Raw genomic sequence first — 15,793 nt, 5'->3', positions numbered from 1 at the left:
CAAATACTGATTTATCAGTGTTTGAACTGCCAGCCAGCTACTGTGCTGAGGCATTATTATCCATAGAGGTTGAGTTAATTTCCAGCCTCTTTTCAATTACTGCAGCTGTGCATTTTTGACTGGCTGAATCAAAACATTTCTTGATCCAAGCGCTCCTGCATTTCACTGTCGGTAGGATTAAGCCGCACATAATGCTCCAGTTCGTCGATCATTAAGTCGCGCTGACCGGTTTCTTGATAAAAACTGATGAGATTCTTTAAGAAATCCAGATTCTCATTGTAGCTTGACATCGCCGCTTGGTAGCATTGCCCTGCTAAATCGTATTTCTCCAATGCCTGATATGATACTGCCAGATTCCAGTAGAGCTGCGGATCAACCTCATCATCTTTGATCAGCGGTGCAATCAATTCAACGTTTGCCTGATGCTCACCTTGTTTAACCAACAGATTGCTGTATTCCAAAGTAATCGTCAGATTGTCTGGATCCAGCTCATGGGCTTTTTGCAGATACTTTTGCATCAGTTTGAGATCGTCAACGTGACTGGCCATTTTGGCAGCCAATTCAAAGAGATGCTCGTTGTACTGATCCACGCCGAGTCCTTCTTGAACAGTCTTTAAAGCAGCCTCATACTGCTGCGTCTGCTCATAGGATCGTGCCAATGCTGGATAGGCCGAGGCATACTGATCATCATCTTTGATCAGATCGGTCAGCGTTTGAATCGCATCCTTGTGCTCACCCAATTCGAGCTGTGTCAGCCCGGTCTGAAAACGGACGTCGCTGGTCTGATACTCGGGCGCTACTTGTTTGAGATAGCCCAGTGCCTGCTCATAGTGACCGCTTTGAGCATAGGCCATCCCCAGCCGTGCCGCGATATCAACTTTGGCAAATTCAACGGCCCCGGTTTGAATCAAGGCAAAGTAAAATGGAATTGCCTTGTCAAACTGACCAACCAGATAATAAAACTCACCCATGGCAAACAAAACGGCCGGTTCTTCAGGAGCTGCCTGATAAGCCTGTTTGAGCTTGGTCTCAGTTACTTCAAACTGTCCCTCGGTTTGATAAAGATCAGCTGCCACCAATAATGCCTGGACATAGGCTGGTGAGTCCGGCGCAATCTGTGTTAAATAGGCCAGCGCCTCATCGTTGTGACCATTGTCGATGGCAATCTCGGCCAAAGACGTTCGCAATTCATCTTCATCTGGATAGCGCTCCAAAAGCTTCAGATAGGCACGGCGAGCTTGGGGCATCAATCCCAGTGCATAAAGCTGCTCCGCCAAATTGTACAAAATCTCATCATCGTCTTTGCGTAAGGCCCAGGCGAATTCTTTTTGGGCGGTTTCCATATCGCCATCTTCAATTGCCTGGAGACATTTTTCGGAAAAAGTCACGCTATTTCCCCCTTAATTAATCATGCTTATTTAGTTTAACATAAAATCAGCATCAATCCCTTGTCAAAGCATCGTTGGACCAACTCGACGGTCTAATCTTAGTAATGTTATCCATGATTAAAACGTCATCAAGATTTTGGTAACCGACCGGGCATTGCGTTTCAATTGGTATCATTGCTTTATTATTGCTGTCGCCAGTGCTCACATTCGGCGCGGCGATCTAAAACTACGGCTGACATAAAAAGCGACGACCGTCAAAAACGATCGTCGCTTCATTTTTTTTACCGTCGTTAATTACTTAACGGCGTCCTTCAAAGCTTTGCCCGGCTTGAATGCTGGAACCTTGCTTGCAGGGATTTCAATTTCTTGTCCAGTTTGTGGGTTGCGGCCTTTGCGTGCGGCACGTTGCCGTACTTCAAAGTTACCAAAACCGATTAATTGAACCTTTTCACCCTTGGCCAGAGATGCTTGGATGGAACTGAAGACAGCGTCTACAGCAGCCGTAGCATCCTTCTTCGTCAGACCAGTTGCCGTAGCAACGTCGCTAACCAGTTGTGCTTTGTTTGCCATGTGTTTCACCTCCCACCATTGACGATGGAAATTTCCCCGTCATAGGATCAGTTAATTTTGAGTGGTCCAAAATTAACGAAACAATAACGTTTCACGCATCATTTCAAAAACTAGATTAGCATAGTGAAACCGCGCTGACAAGCGGTTTATAGGACTTTTTAAATGAAAATTCAATGAAACGCTGATTTGCGAACGTTATCATGTTCATATGCCTCTTTTGATCGCTTCGGCTGCCAAAAAATGACTTAAAGTCCCTTTTCACTAAAGCTGGTCCGGCTTGATTTTTGATGCAAAAAACATCATTATGCTATTTACGCTTACGTTTAATCAAATGAATCGGCGTTCCTGAGAAATCAAATGCTTGACGAATCTGGTTTTCCAGATAACGCGCATATGAGAAGTGCATCAGATCCGGATCGTTGACAAAAATAACAAACGTTGGCGGTTCAATCGCCACCTGGGTTGCATAGTAGACGCGCAGCCGCCGACCATTCGTACTTGGCGTTGGGTTGGCTGCAATGGCATCCATGATTACATCGTTAAGTACGGATGACTGAATACGACGCCGACTGTGATCGTAGACCTCCTCAATCATCTTAGGCAATTTGAGCAGCCGTTGCCGCGTCTTAGCGGAAACAAAGATGATTGGGGCATAGCTAAGGTATTGGAATTCTTGACGAATCAGGTTGGTAAAGTCGGTCATCGTACGTTGATCACGGTCAGGAATCGTATCCCACTTGTTGACTACGATGATGATCCCCTTGCCAGCTTCATGAGCATACCCAGCAATGTGCTTGTCCAGCTCGCGAATCCCCTCTTCGGCATTCAAAACGACCAGCACGACATCACTGCCGTCAATCGCCCGCATCGAACGCATCAGAGCATATCGTTCGGTATTTTCATAGAGCTTGCCTTTTTTCTTAATTCCGGCCGTATCGACCATCGTAAATTCACGGCCATCCGCCTTAAAATGCGTATCAATGGCATCACGCGTTGTCCCAGCAATATTGGATACAATAACTCGATCCTCACCCAGCATGGCATTGACGATCGAAGACTTGCCAACGTTGGGCCGGCCAATCAAACTAAAGTGAATCGTGTCGTCTTCATCGTTGGCGACATTTTCAGGGAAGTTTTTGATGACGGCATCCAACAAATCCCCAACGCCGACTCCATGCACGCTGGAAACTGGATATGGCTCGCCCAGGCCCAGTGAATAAAAGTCATACACATCGGAACGTCGCTCTGGATTGTCGACCTTATTGACCGCCAAAACAACTGGCTTGTCAGACCGGTACAGAATTTGAGCAACCTGCTCATCGGCATCGGTAACGCCGCTACGCACGTCGACCACCATTACGATAACATCAGCCTCGTCAATCGCCACTTCGGCCTGCTCTCTAATCTGAGTCGACAACGGTTGATCGGACATCTCAATCCCACCAGTATCGATCAGACTAAAATGCTTGCCCAGCCATTCACCATGCGCATAGATCCGGTCGCGCGTCACACCTGGCGTATCCTCAACGATTGAGATTCGTTCGCCGGCAATTCGATTAAACAGCGTAGATTTACCAACGTTGGGGCGACCAACGATGGCTACGATTGGATTTGCCATAAATCGGCACCTTCTTTCTAATTAGATTTATTTTGATTGATCTCAGATATTTTAGCGTTCCCTTCAACCGATTGCCAAAGGGCCCTAACGAAAAAACAAAGCTGGGAAAAATCCCAGCTTTGCTCTTAACGCAATGTTAAATTACTTGCGAGCGTTCTTCAGTTCGTCACCGATCAGATCGCCCAGCGTAAAGCCGTTTTCTTCTTCTGGCATGTTGGCCTTGTAGTCGTTGTTACGACGACGAGGGCGACGGTTGCCGCCACGGTGGCCTTCGTTGTTGTCAGAACCAGCTGGCTTTTCTTCCAGTGCCTTGATGGACAGACCAAGACGTTGGTGTTCAGGGTCAACGTTCAGAACCTTAACCTTGACTTCTTCGCCTGGCTTCAGAACATCAGCTGGCGTAGCAATGTGCTTGTGGGAGATTTGGGAAATGTGTACCAAACCTTCAACGCCAGGGAATACTTCAACAAAAGCACCAAAGCTGGTCAGGCGCTTAACAGTACCAGTCAGAACTGCGCCAACTGGAGCCTTGTCTTGAATGTCATCCCATGGTCCAGGCAGCGTTTGCTTGATGGACAGGGAAATACGTTCGCGTTCTGGGTCAACGCTCAGAACCTTAACCTTAACGTCTTGGCCAACTTCCAGAACGTCAGATGGCTTGTCAACGTGGTCGTAGGAAATTTCAGAAACGTGAACCAGACCGTCTACGCCACCAAGGTCGATGAAGGCACCAAAGTTGGTCATCCGAGCTACCTTACCTTCGACAACGTCGCCAGGTTGCAGTTCAGAGAAGACCTTCTTAGCAGCTTCTTCGTGTTGAGCTTGAACGATTTCCTTGTGAGAAAGAATCAGGCGATTGTCGCTTGGTTCGATTTCAACAATCTTGAATTCAAGTTCTTGACCTTTGAATTGGTTCAAGTCTTCAACGTAGTGGTCAGTAATCATTGAGGCAGGTACGAAACCACGAACGCCGGCATCTACAACCAGACCACCCTTAACAGCTTGGGTAACCTTAGCCGTGATCGTTTCACCAGCTTCGAATTTCTTTTCCAGATCGTCCCATACCTTCATGGCTTCCAAGCGCCGGTGTGAAAGCAGGTAACTGCCGTTTTCCTTGTCGCTGCCAATCTTGGAGATGACAACCAGGTCCAGTTCGTCGCCGACCTTCACAACCGTGTTGATGTCTTCAACGGGCTTGGAAGACAGTTGGTTAGCCGGGACAACCCCTTCAACACCTGAGTCTTCAATACCAACGATCGCTTGACGATCATCAATTTGCAGTACCTTGCCCTTAACAACATCGCCAACCTTAACTTCTTTGATGCTGTCGAGCGCTTCTAACATCGCGTCTTTGTTTTCGTTTTCAGCCATTAAAAAAAATCCTCCTTGCAACAATCAACTCTAGGCACTATTTTACTAGAGTTGAACCAAGTTTACCAGTGTTTAGAATTAATTGTCCTGGTTTTTTTTGATCAGTGCGCTGATTTCATCAACTACCTGATCAATCGTTAAGCTCGTCGTATCAATTAAAATCGCATCTTTGGCCTGGGTCAGCGGCGAGACTTTGCGCGTAGAATCTTTTTGATCCCGCAGCTTGATGGCTGCTTCCAGTTCAGCCAATGATTGCGTAGCTAAGCCTTTTTGCAGGTTTTCTTCATAACGACGCCGTGCCCGCTCATGAGCACTGGCAACCAAAAATACCTTGACCTGCGCATTAGGGAGCACCGTTGTTCCAATGTCACGGCCGTCCATTACGATACCACCAGCCTGCGCGATTTGACGCTGCTGTTCAACCATTTGCTCGCGAACCTCAGGAATCGCGGCTACTGCCGAAACGTTGGCTGCAATTTGTTCAGTGCGGATGTCTTTGGTGACTTCATGACCGTCAACGAACACGCGCTGATCCGGCTCACCAGGTTCAAACGTAATCTTGATCTGGCGAGCCAGCTCAATAACGTCCTTGGTATCACTGACGGCAATCCCATTTTTCAATGCCGCCCACGTTACTGACCGATACATGGCACCCGTATCACAGTAAACATAGCCAAATCGCTTGGCAATGATTTTGGCAACCGTGCTTTTGCCCGATGAAGCTGGACCATCAATGGCCACTTGCAATCCTTTTTCCATAAAAATTCAAATTCCCCTTTTATTTGACCCGCAGCCGCTGGCCTGGATGCAGCGGTGCATTGGGTGATATGTTGTTGAGACTGGCCAGTTCCGCAACCGTCAGTCCATTATTAGCCGCCACGCGATAGATACCCTGTCCTGATTCAACCGTGGCATACTTAGCACCACTTTGACTGGTTGATGAGGTACTGGCAGCCGTACTTGACGTTGAGCTGCTCTGAGTACTGGTAATGCTGGTTGGCTCAGCCTCATTCTCGCTGCTTTTGGCCTGCGACTTGGCAGAGGCTGTCTTGGACTGGGATTTAGCTTTTGTTTTAGACTTCGCGTGGCTGGACGCTTTTTTTACCTTGCTCGATGTGGCTTGAGCAACCTTTTCCGTTTGCTGCGGATGATTGAAGGACTGCTCATGATGTACCCAATAAATGATTGGGGTTGCTGCCAAAATCACGATTAAAACGATCAGAATCGTCGTGATTCGTGAATTATGCGAGCTTTGCTTACGATGGGCCGTACGCGACAGGTGACCGGAATCATCAAGATCTTGATTGTCCTCAAAGGTCTTGTCCCAAAGCTTACCGGCCTCCTGACGATGGTCCTCACGTCGTTCACTCATTAACGAACGCTCCTTTATATTTCAGTGATTGAATCGATTGTAGCGCAAAAAAGCCATGCCTGTCTAGCCAGATTTCGATTCCTTGGCAAACAGAATTCGCAGCTGCTTTTGCCAGTCCCATTGATCAGCGATAACTAGAGCTGGGGGAGTTGGTAGTTTGAGGTCACTCAGCTGCCAGTCATTTTGATGACAATCACAGCAAACATTTTCTTCAACCGGCCGTTCACCAAAATAACGCATGATCTTGGCCCGCCGGCACCGTGTTTCATTAACGTAGTCAAGCATTGCCCCTAACTGCCGCTCCGTAAGCTGGCTTCTTTTTTTAAGCATGGTGTAAAGCTTTGCATAAGCCCAGCCATGCGCTAGATAAAACTCGATCAGTTCAGCCTGTGGGCCCAGTGCCTGACTTGGCAGCTCATGTTTTTGCACCTTTTCAACGACTATCTGACTGGGCAGCTCAATTTGGCTAAGCTGTCTTGGGATCTGTTCATCACCAGGTGCGTACATCAGCAAGGCCAGCGCCGGTTTTTGATTACGGCCGGCGCGCCCAATTTCTTGAACGTAGCTTTCCAGACTGCCCGGCAAATGATAATGAATGACATAGCGAATATCATCCTTATCAATACCCATCCCAAACGCACTGGTGGCACAGACAATCTGCAGCTGGCCATGCATGAACTGTTGTTGTATGCGAAACCGATCGATTGCCGAGATGCCAGCGTGATATGCCGCAACCCCAAATCCAGTTGCTGCTGCCAGCTCACCAGCCAGTTCATTAGCTAAGCGGCGGCTGGAAAAGTAGACGATCCCACCACCACCCAGCTGATGCAGCCACTGAGACAGATGCTTGCGCTTTTCTTGATCGTTGGCTACCCGATCGACTGCCAAAAAGATGTTGGGACGATTGACCGAACGAATTACTTTTTTGACCCGTTCGTAATTAAGATCCATCTTTTGTAAAATATCAGCTTGAACGCGTGGCGTCGCCGTGGCCGTTAACAACAGGATCGGTGGATTTTGCAGTTCTTTTTTAATATTTTTGAGCAATAGGTACTCAGGACGAAAATCCGGCCCCCATTGTGAAATACAGTGTGCTTCGTCAATTACCAACAGACTGATCTGACAATTTCTTAGCGCTTGTTTAATCGGCGGCTGAGCCAAAATCTCTGGTGAAGCAAAAATAAAGCGATAGCTGCGCAGATTCTTTAAGACCTGCTGCCTTGATCGGCCAGTCAATGTGGCATTCAGCATCACAACGCTGCGCTCACCTCGCTGACGCAACCGATCAACTTGATCCTGCATTAAAGAGATCAGCGGCGAAACGATCAAGACGCTGCCAGCCATTAAATAACCCGGTAGTTGATAAAGCAGCGTCTTACCCGCGCCGGTTGGCAGTACTGCCAGGACGTCTTCTCGCTTTAAGACGGCCTCAATTGTCTCTTTTTGACCAGGTCGAAATTCGTCAAAGCCAAATCGCTGCTTGAGTGTTTGATAAAGTATATCTTCATTCATCATTTTGGCCCCCTTTGATAATCTGGAAAAGCCGATACTCAAAAAAGGCCTGCTCATTTTGGGCTTTGTCAGCTGTGGTTAATGGCTCAGCAACCGGTGGCATAAACGTCCAGTCAGCCGGTACGCCATGATAGCGTTCAGTCAGTTGCCGAACCTGTTTGGGATCAATCAAACGCTTAAGATCGATTAAACGTGGCATAAAGATCGCTGCTTCCAAGATGTGTTCACGAATCGTTCCCAGTTTTAGCCGCCTTTTTTGACTGATCCGATCAATAGACATCCCCTGCTCAAACATTTGCAGCGTTACTGCAGCACTATGATTAAGCGGCGTTTCATGCAGGCGATCAGCCAATAATTGATTCATTAAGCTGCCAGGCTGATTGAGTGCCAGATAGCCAATTCCCAGCCAGATATCGCGCTCCATAACCATAATCTCATCAGTCGAAGCATCCAGGGCCAAAGCTGCCTGGTCAAGCGTCCAGCCCGTTGCTTGATAACCAGGTAAGGAAAAAACCAGCAGTTTGGCCAGCCTTTCATCCAGCTTGGCCAGATTAAAAGCCGCCTGCTGTAGTTCCTGATCCCAATTATCGATGATTTGAACTCGGTTTTTATAAAACCACTGGCGGACAAAATAAAGTTCGGCCGGTGCCAGATTCAATGGAACATAATGGTTCTGGTGGTAGGCAAATTGACTGACCGCTTGCGTTGCCAATAAGACGCGCGGAGCCAGCTGATCAGTTCTGCCCAGCCAAAACCAGTCACCGAGCCGCGGCTGATAATGTGTCTTTAAAAATTTTTCTTTTTCAGCAATGCCATTGGGGGTGAGCCAAGCCAGCTGATCATCTACTTTGACCAAGCCTGCCTGCGTCATTTGAGCGAGCCATTGTTCAAAGTCATTGACCGTCAGTCTCGGAGCAGCTCCCAGCCACTTTAAAATACCGTATTCGCGTGCCCAAAACAATGTTGCCACCGTCCGCTTGTTTTTGACGGTATTGCGCAGGACCGCCGTTCTTCTGGGCTGATCGGTCAACATTTCAATAAAATAGCTCTTCATTGTTTCACCCCCTCAAGATACTATATGCTGATTTTACGAAATTTCATCAAACAAAAAAAGACTGCCACCGTCTTATCCGCATGCCAATTAAAATTGGTCTTGGATCCTCCGTTAGCAGTCGTCTGGTTAATGTTACATTTGATGCTTAGCCAGCCAATTGGACAGGCGCATTGCCAAAAGCGAGGAGACCCCGCCAACCAAAAGGCCTTTGATAAGGTTAAAAGGTACTACACCCAATGCCACCAAAGAAGCGATCGGCATCGTTGGCTTCCAGCCCCAAATCTTCATGTAAAGCGGCGTCAGAACCCACAGATTAAGTAAAGACATTACAACCGTCAAAACCAGCGTCCCGGATACGGTTCCCAGCAAGTAGCGACGTGCCGGCTTCAGCGAGGCCTTCTTAGCTGCCCAGGCAAATGGCAGCATCAAGGCCAAAGAAGAAATAAAGTCACTGCCGACCCCCAGCAGCTCACCAATCGAAAAGCCGTAGACCAATGCATGAATCAAGCACTTGATGGCTGCGATAATGATACCGCCGACTGGACCATAGATCAGCGTTCCCAGCAATACGGGTATGTCAGAAAAGTCCAGCTTTAGATAAGCGGCAACCGGAACGATTGGAAACTCCAGCATCATCAATACAAATGCCAGTGCGCTCAAGCAGGCGATCCCAGCCAGGCGCTGGATACGGATACGAGAAACTGTCATGATTAAAACCTCCCAAAATTGAAGGTCATCTCCGGGGCTGCTCGCCCAACGAAAAAAGCCGCTGATGAAAACGGTTCATCAGCGGCTGTCATTGATTTCGTATAAGCGAAAATCTTCTATATACCAGACTATACTGTCGGCACCTGGAATTACGCCAGGTTCCACCGATAACCAATCTGTCATCGGGTTGCGGGCTTTTACCGCCGGTCGGGAATCACACCCTGCCTTGAAGATAAACCTATTATTAAATTAATTTCATGAACGATTACACTATAGCATAAGCAAACTTTTTCTTCAATTTGATGCTTATAGTTTTTTTAAGGCATTGATCTCATCCATCTTCAGCTCACGCCATTGACCGCCTGGCAGTCCCTTTAGATTTAGAATGCCATCACTTTCCCGCGTCAGTTTTTGAACCGGGTGACCGACCGCCTTAAACATCTTTTTAACCTGGTGATAGCGGCCTTCGTGAATCGTCAGCCGCACGACCGAGACACGATGTTCCTTGTCAACTTTAAGCAGCTTGGGTTTGGCCTCTTTGGTCTTTTTACCATCGATCATCACGCCATGACGCAGCTGTTCCAGATCATGGTTGGAAATCAAGCCCTTAACCTTGGCAACGTAGGTCTTTTCAATCTCAAACTTAGGATGCATGAGCTTGTTGGCCAGTGCGCCATCATTGGTCAGCAGCAAAACGCCCGTCGTATCGTAATCCAGTCGTCCAACCGGATAAATACGCGAGGTTACGCCGCCGTCTTTTAAAATATCGACCACGGTGCGGCGACCATGCTCATCATGAGCTGACGTGATAACACCCCGCGGCTTATTGAGCAGGTAGTATTCCGGCTGCTCACGCTCTAGTGGAACGCCGTCAACCGTTACCTGATCACTGGAGCTGACCTTGGTGCCCAGTTCAGTAACCAGCTTGCCATTGACCTTGACGTGGCCTTGAGCAATCAGTTTCTCCGAGGCCCGTCGACTGGCCACGCCGGCCTCAGCCATTGCTTTTTGGAGTCTTTCCATCTTCATTTTCTGATATTTCCTTTCTCATTTGTCGCGACTGCAGTGCCCGCAAGAAGATATCGCCATCCAAGTCTTCTGGCTGCAGATTTTTGTCTAGAGCCGGCAGCTCATCCAATGTCGTCAAACCAAAGTAGTCCAAAAAGGCCGGCGTCGTAACATATAAAAACGGACGTCCTGGAACTGCCAGGCGACCGTGCGTCTCAACCAAGCCGCGCGCCGTCAGCTTTTGAAGCGATCCAGAGCTTTGTACGCCACGAATCTCATCAATTTCAAGACGCGTCAATGGCTGCTTATAAGCAACGATGGCCAATACCTCCAGCAACGTTTGGGTAAGCGGCGTTGTCAGCGGCTCTTCAAAGTAGTGCTGCATGACGTCGGCCAATTGGGCCTTGGTTGCCAATCGATAGACCGAGTCGCTGTCCAAAAGCGTTAAGGCACAGTTTTCATCTTGCTGATATTTTTCTTTTAACTGCGCAATCATCTCCAGAACTGCCGGTTTCAAATATCCCGTAACCTTAGACAGATCTCCTAGCGAGATGCCTTCATCGCCACTGATAAACAGCAGACCTTCAATTTCAGCTAATGGGTTCAAGCTTAATCTTCCTCACTTATTTTTCCAGGCGTCAAAATCAATGGTGCAAACCGGGCCGCTTGATGCAAAACGACGCGGCGATGTTTGGCCAGTTCTAAAACGGCTAAAAACGTCGTCACCAGATTATCACGCGTTTTTAGATCCTCAAACAGTTCCTCAAAAGCAACTGCTCCTTGTCTGACTCGCTGCATGACAAACTGAATTCGCTCTTCAACGGTCGTCTTTTCTGGCGCCACGGTAGCCGTTTCGGGCTCAAGTGCCTGGTGTCGTTTCAAAACCTGCTCAAAAGCTTCTTTGAGCTGTTCGAGCGTTGTTCCAGGTGCCGTTTGAGAGTGAATAAATTCCGCTGGCACCGCCATCGCTGTACGCGTAAACTCTTTTTGCCGAAAAGCCTCTTTATCCTTGAGCTTTTCAGCAGCCTGTTTGTAACGCTGATATTCCAGCAGCTGTTCAACCAGCTCTTCACGTGGATCCTCTTCAATTGGTTCCTCATCTTCTGGTACGGACGGCTTAGGCAAAAGCATCTGGCTCTTAATCGCCATTAAAGTTGCTGCCATGACGAAATACTCACCGGCAACCTCTAGTTGATGCTGCTGCATCTGACGCAGATATTGCATGTATTGTCCCGTAATCTCAGCAATCTGAATGTCATAGATATCCATTTCAGACTGACGAATCAAATGCAGCAATAGATCAAGTGGGCCCTCAAAATCCGCAAGCTTGATGTTGGGCTGGTATGGGTGCTGCAGCAGCTGATTTTCATTGTTTTTCATTCGTTTTCTCCCAATTTGTAATCAAAGGCTGCGTAGCCATGGTTCCCATCAAGCGCCGATTGGCATACTTTTGGTGCAGCGCCGTTAAAAAGGCATAGACGTTTTTGCCTGAACGCTCGCTGGGCAGAAACGAAATTCGGCGAATCAAAACATACTCTGGTCCCAGTTCGATAATGGCCGCACCGCTGAAATCGCCATCCTCATCATTTTGCCACAGATAAATCGGGTTGCCGACCCCCAGTGACCAATCCACTTCCTCAGCCACGCGATCATAATCATGCAGGCTGGGAATAAATGACAAAATACCCAGAATGATTTTACGATAGTCCTTGCGATATGGCACCAGCATAATTATTCCACCTCGTTTATTGATTGGGGATGATACTGCCGATACTGAGCAGCCAGGTGAACGTCATCGCTTGGTGCATAGCGTTCCGTCGTACTCAGCGACTGATGACCAAGCATTATTTGAACGGCCCTGAGATCGGCCCCATTGACCAGCATTTCGTGGGCAAAAGTGGCCCTTAAGACATCCGGCGTTACGTCCAATTCCAATTCAGCCCGGCTACCGGCTGAGCGCAATTTTTGCCAGATTGCTTGACGAGTCAAGGACTGACCCCGATTGTTCAAGAAGAAAACGTCGGTGTCATCACGCATCAGTTTAAAACGAGACTCATCAGCGTAGCGCTTGAGCCATTTCGTGCATTCATCACTGATTGGCACGACCCTGGTGCGTCCTGATCGATCATGCGGCATAACCAGCTGTGCATTTAGGTCAATATCTGCTACCTTAAGACTCAGCAGTTCGTTGACGCGCATTCCGGTTGCATACAGCAGCTCAAAAATTGCTCGATCCCGCAGTCCGGTTCGATTGTTAACGTTTGGTACGGCTAAAAGAGCCGCAATCTGGCTGGTCGACATAACGGGGGTCTGTTTAGCCGGAATAGCCGCAGTCGTCAAATTAGCCAAAGGGTCAACATCAACCCGACCCATCTGACGCAGATACTTATAGAGCTGACGCAGACTGACGATATGACGATTGATGGTTTCTCTAGCCACGCCCTGTTGTTTTAGCTGATCCAAAAAAGCCATGACTGCCGTTTGATCAACATCTTGCCAGTCAGCATGCGTATCTTGTAAATAGCGAACGGCATCCAAAAGATCACGCTGGTAACTGGTGATAGTATTTTGGGCCAGCCGATTTTCGATTTTCAGTTGTTTGATATAGTCGGCAGCAGCCGGTTGCAGCGGTGCTTTACTCATTATTTATCATCTGGATCCTTAATTAAAATCAGCTTGCCATTGACCATGCTGACCATTCTTGCCTTCAAGAGATGACCAACCGCGCGTTTGAACTGGCCCTTGCTGATGCCAAACTCTTGCCGAATTGCCTCGGGATCACTCTTGTCAGTAAACGGCAGCGTATGGTCAGGCGTGCGACGCAGCATCTCCAAAAGCATCTGAGCATCTTCGCCGATTGCCTGGTAGGCACGCGGCTTTAACGAAAGATTAAGACTGCCATGACTTGATAGACCGATTACTCGTGCCGAGATTCGCTGACCTAATCTAGGCTCTTGATCACGCTCGCTTGGGTGAATGAAGCCCAGGCAGTAGTCATCTGTAATCACAAACGTTCCTGCCATCTTCAAGCGATAGACAGTTGCCTTAACGTCCTTGTTTTTCATCCGGGGATCCGGGCGATTGGCGATGGCTTCAAAAACGCTCTCATCTGCCAACTGGCCCCAGATTCGATTTTTATCGTCAACCTTAAGCGCCATCATCAAGCGATCGCCTTTTTGCGGCCATAGATGCTTGAGACTTGGCAGATCATCCAATGAAACAACGATGTCTTTATTAGGCAGACCAATATCGACAAAGACGCCCAAGTCGCGCCGAACACCAACAACCGTCCCAAAATCATAATGATCAACTTGCACCGTTGGAATATGCTGGCAGGTCATTTGCAGCTGGTGATTTTCATTTTCATAGACAAAGCCGCGAACGGAACCACCAATATGCAGAACTTGAGGGCTTTCATCCTTGGGCAGGCGATAGGTTTGACCGTTGCGCGCAGGCTGTACGAAATAATCATGGTCGTTTTCGTCGATCATTACGGCATCGACGACTTTGCCAAGTACTGAATTTATCATTTTATCATCCTTAATTTTCTCAGTTGGGTATCTAGCCTATTTTACATAATATTAGAACAAAATAAAAGCAAAGGAGTAAAAAAACCGCCTGTCTAATGACAGACGGTTTTTGCGGATGAAATAATCAAGACTACTTGATCGTTTCAACCCGCATCAGGTTGGTTGCACCTGGCGTGCCCATAGGAACACCGGCAACCACGATGATCTTGTCGCCCTTCTTGGCAAAACCAAGTTCAACTGCCTTCTTAGCAGCCAGAGCAAACATTTCATCAGTGTCAGCTGGCTTGTCAACAACGTATGGTTGAACACCCCAGTTAACCATCAGACCACGTTCAGTCCGTTCATCAAACGTCAAAGCCAGAATGTCGGCGTTTGGACGGTACTTGGAGATCATACGGGCCGTGTAGCCTGAAGAAGTAGCGGCTACGATAACCTTGATGTCAAGGTCCTTAGCGGCTTGGGCAACTGCAGAACCGATCGTTTCCGTAACGTCGCTCTTGTCAAAGTTGAACGTTTCCGTACCGAACAGGTCCAGGTTGTTTTCAGCCTTAACGTCGATGCGAGCCATCGTAGAAACGGCTTCTACTGGCCAGTCACCGTTGGCACTTTCACCAGACAGCATCGTTGCATCAGTACCATCAAAGACAGCGTTGGCAACGTCAGAAACTTCGGCACGCGTTGGGCGTGGGTTTTCTTCCATGGAGTCCAGCATTTGGGTAGCCGTGATAACTGGCTTGCCCATTTCGTTGCAGCGGCGAATCATCTTCTTTTGTACCAATGGCACGTTTTCAGCTGGGATTTCAACACCCATGTCACCACGTGGAACCATCAGACCATCAGCAACTTGCATAATTGCTTCGAAGTTGTCGATACCTTCTTGAGATTCGATCTTAGGGAAGATTTGAACGTCTTCCATGTTCTTTTCCTTCAGCAGTGCACGAATGTCTTCGATATCTTCTGGCTTACGAACGAAGGAAGCGGCGATGTAGTTGATACCTTGTTCCAGACCAAAACGAATGTCGCTAGAGTCCTTTTCCGTGATACCAGGCAGGTTGATGGAAACGCCAGGTGCGTTGACACCCTTGCGTGAACCCAGCAGACCATGGTTTTGAACCGTGCAGACCAGTTCATGGTTAGCTTCGTCCTTTTCGTCGATGATCATGTCGATCAGACCATCATCAAACAGAACGTGGCCGCCAACGTGAACGTCATCGTACAGACCTGGGTAGGTAACAGCAATCTTTTCGTGCGTACCTTCAATGGAGTCGTCCATTGAGATCCGAACCTTGTCACCAGCATTGAATTCGATCTTACCGTCTTTTTCAACAGTAGTACGAATTTCAGCACCCTTAGTGTCCAACATCAGACCAACGTGCTTACCGGTGATTTCTTGAGCCTTCTTAACATTGTTCATCCGGCCCAGGTGTTCTGGGTGATCACCGTGTGAGAAGTTGAAACGGAAAATGTTGGCACCAGCATTGATCAGCTTTACAATCGTGTCAACATCAGTACTTGCAGGACCAAGGGTACTTACAATCTTGGTTTTCTTCATAAGTGACATCTCTCCTTTGCATTAATGCAGAAACTGCGCCATTGCGCACCTCATTTGCACAACACTTATCATAGCACTTTTTAAATTCGTTGTCTTTACTAATTGCATTA

At 47.9% G+C, this 15,793-nt stretch carries 16 protein-coding genes and 1 riboswitch; all 16 genes read right to left on the bottom strand.

Features of this window, described 5'->3' with window-relative positions:
* Positions 1-128 precede the first annotated feature (128 nt).
* Entirely contained in the window at positions 129-1,388 is a 1,260-nt protein-coding gene (locus HF864_RS02435) for a tetratricopeptide repeat protein (RefSeq protein ID WP_169461522.1), read from the bottom strand.
* Between the two features lie 294 nt (positions 1,389-1,682).
* Positions 1,683-1,958 (bottom strand): HU family DNA-binding protein, encoded by a 276-nt coding sequence (locus HF864_RS02430; protein ID WP_033934753.1) that lies wholly within the window; start codon positions 1,956-1,958, stop codon positions 1,683-1,685.
* 307 nt (positions 1,959-2,265) lie between these two features.
* On the bottom strand, positions 2,266-3,576 hold the full coding sequence (gene der / locus HF864_RS02425; protein WP_169461521.1) for a ribosome biogenesis GTPase Der: 1,311 nt from the start codon (positions 3,574-3,576) through the stop codon (positions 2,266-2,268).
* A gap of 141 nt (positions 3,577-3,717) precedes the next feature.
* Entirely contained in the window at positions 3,718-4,947 is a 1,230-nt protein-coding gene (gene rpsA, locus HF864_RS02420) for a 30S ribosomal protein S1 (protein WP_033934755.1), read from the bottom strand.
* Between the two features lie 78 nt (positions 4,948-5,025).
* Positions 5,026-5,706, bottom strand: coding sequence for a (d)CMP kinase (gene cmk, locus HF864_RS02415; RefSeq protein WP_169461520.1), 681 nt, complete (start codon positions 5,704-5,706; stop codon positions 5,026-5,028).
* Positions 5,707-5,725: 19 nt separating this feature from the next.
* Positions 5,726-6,319 carry a LysM domain-containing protein gene (locus HF864_RS02410; protein WP_169461519.1) on the bottom strand — a complete coding sequence of 198 codons (594 nt, stop codon included), beginning with the start codon at positions 6,317-6,319 and terminating at the stop codon, positions 5,726-5,728.
* Positions 6,320-6,382: 63 nt separating this feature from the next.
* Positions 6,383-7,831: an ATP-dependent DNA helicase RecQ gene (locus HF864_RS02405; protein ID WP_240936852.1), complete on the bottom strand. Its 1,449-nt coding sequence runs from the start codon at positions 7,829-7,831 to the stop codon at positions 6,383-6,385.
* Positions 7,824-8,885, bottom strand: coding sequence for a helix-turn-helix domain-containing protein (locus HF864_RS02400; protein WP_169461517.1), 1,062 nt, complete (start codon positions 8,883-8,885; stop codon positions 7,824-7,826). The genes HF864_RS02405 and HF864_RS02400 overlap by 8 nt, the downstream gene beginning before the upstream one ends.
* Positions 8,886-9,017: 132 nt before the next feature.
* Positions 9,018-9,593, bottom strand: coding sequence for an ECF transporter S component (locus HF864_RS02395; protein ID WP_169461516.1), 576 nt, complete (start codon positions 9,591-9,593; stop codon positions 9,018-9,020).
* 107 nt (positions 9,594-9,700) lie between these two features.
* A riboswitch (FMN riboswitch) is annotated at positions 9,701-9,831 on the bottom strand.
* 68 nt (positions 9,832-9,899) lie between these two features.
* Entirely contained in the window at positions 9,900-10,616 is a 717-nt protein-coding gene (locus HF864_RS02390; RefSeq protein WP_169461552.1) for a pseudouridine synthase, read from the bottom strand.
* Entirely contained in the window at positions 10,588-11,208 is a 621-nt protein-coding gene (gene scpB / locus HF864_RS02385) for an SMC-Scp complex subunit ScpB (protein ID WP_205882259.1), read from the bottom strand. The genes HF864_RS02390 and scpB overlap by 29 nt, the downstream gene beginning before the upstream one ends.
* 2 nt (positions 11,209-11,210) lie before the next feature.
* A complete protein-coding gene (locus HF864_RS02380; RefSeq protein WP_169461515.1) occupies positions 11,211-11,981 on the bottom strand; it encodes a segregation/condensation protein A in 771 nt (256 codons plus the stop codon).
* Positions 11,968-12,330: a reductase gene (locus HF864_RS02375; protein WP_169461514.1), complete on the bottom strand. Its 363-nt coding sequence runs from the start codon at positions 12,328-12,330 to the stop codon at positions 11,968-11,970. The genes HF864_RS02380 and HF864_RS02375 overlap by 14 nt, the downstream gene beginning before the upstream one ends.
* 2 nt (positions 12,331-12,332) lie before the next feature.
* Complete coding sequence (locus HF864_RS02370; RefSeq protein ID WP_169461513.1) at positions 12,333-13,244, bottom strand: tyrosine-type recombinase/integrase; 912 nt, start codon at positions 13,242-13,244, stop codon at positions 12,333-12,335.
* Positions 13,244-14,128, bottom strand: a complete 885-nt coding sequence (locus tag HF864_RS02365; RefSeq protein ID WP_169461551.1) for a S1-like domain-containing RNA-binding protein — start codon at positions 14,126-14,128, stop codon at positions 13,244-13,246. The genes HF864_RS02370 and HF864_RS02365 overlap by 1 nt, the downstream gene beginning before the upstream one ends.
* A 133-nt stretch (positions 14,129-14,261) precedes the next feature.
* Complete coding sequence (gene pyk, locus HF864_RS02360; protein ID WP_169461512.1) at positions 14,262-15,683, bottom strand: pyruvate kinase; 1,422 nt, start codon at positions 15,681-15,683, stop codon at positions 14,262-14,264.
* Positions 15,684-15,793: the final 110 nt, after the last annotated feature.

It is taken from the genome of Lactobacillus sp. MRS-253-APC-2B (genome assembly GCF_012843675.1).
Lineage (GTDB): Bacteria > Bacillota > Bacilli > Lactobacillales > Lactobacillaceae > Limosilactobacillus > Limosilactobacillus pulli.
This window is presented reverse-complemented; position numbering and strand designations above follow the sequence as displayed.

What these genes read in the sequence shown, in the direction of transcription:
- HF864_RS02395 (WP_169461516.1), bottom strand. Translation starts at nt 9,593, where the DNA reads ATGACAGTTTCTCGTATCCGTATCCAGCGCCTGGCTGGGATCGCCTGC.
- HF864_RS02380 (WP_169461515.1), bottom strand. Translation starts at nt 11,981, where the DNA reads ATGAAAAACAATGAAAATCAGCTGCTGCAGCACCCATACCAGCCCAAC.
- cmk (WP_169461520.1), bottom strand. Translation starts at nt 5,706, where the DNA reads ATGGAAAAAGGATTGCAAGTGGCCATTGATGGTCCAGCTTCATCGGGC.
- HF864_RS02410 (WP_169461519.1), bottom strand. Translation starts at nt 6,319, where the DNA reads ATGAGTGAACGACGTGAGGACCATCGTCAGGAGGCCGGTAAGCTTTGG.
- HF864_RS02400 (WP_169461517.1), bottom strand. Translation starts at nt 8,885, where the DNA reads ATGAAGAGCTATTTTATTGAAATGTTGACCGATCAGCCCAGAAGAACG.
- HF864_RS02405 (WP_240936852.1), bottom strand. Translation starts at nt 7,831, where the DNA reads ATGAATGAAGATATACTTTATCAAACACTCAAGCAGCGATTTGGCTTT.
- rpsA (WP_033934755.1), bottom strand. Translation starts at nt 4,947, where the DNA reads ATGGCTGAAAACGAAAACAAAGACGCGATGTTAGAAGCGCTCGACAGC.
- HF864_RS02430 (WP_033934753.1), bottom strand. Translation starts at nt 1,958, where the DNA reads ATGGCAAACAAAGCACAACTGGTTAGCGACGTTGCTACGGCAACTGGT.
- HF864_RS02390 (WP_169461552.1), bottom strand. Translation starts at nt 10,616, where the DNA reads ATGGAAAGACTCCAAAAAGCAATGGCTGAGGCCGGCGTGGCCAGTCGA.
- HF864_RS02375 (WP_169461514.1), bottom strand. Translation starts at nt 12,330, where the DNA reads ATGCTGGTGCCATATCGCAAGGACTATCGTAAAATCATTCTGGGTATT.
- pyk (WP_169461512.1), bottom strand. Translation starts at nt 15,683, where the DNA reads ATGAAGAAAACCAAGATTGTAAGTACCCTTGGTCCTGCAAGTACTGAT.
- der (WP_169461521.1), bottom strand. Translation starts at nt 3,576, where the DNA reads ATGGCAAATCCAATCGTAGCCATCGTTGGTCGCCCCAACGTTGGTAAA.
- HF864_RS02370 (WP_169461513.1), bottom strand. Translation starts at nt 13,244, where the DNA reads ATGAGTAAAGCACCGCTGCAACCGGCTGCTGCCGACTATATCAAACAA.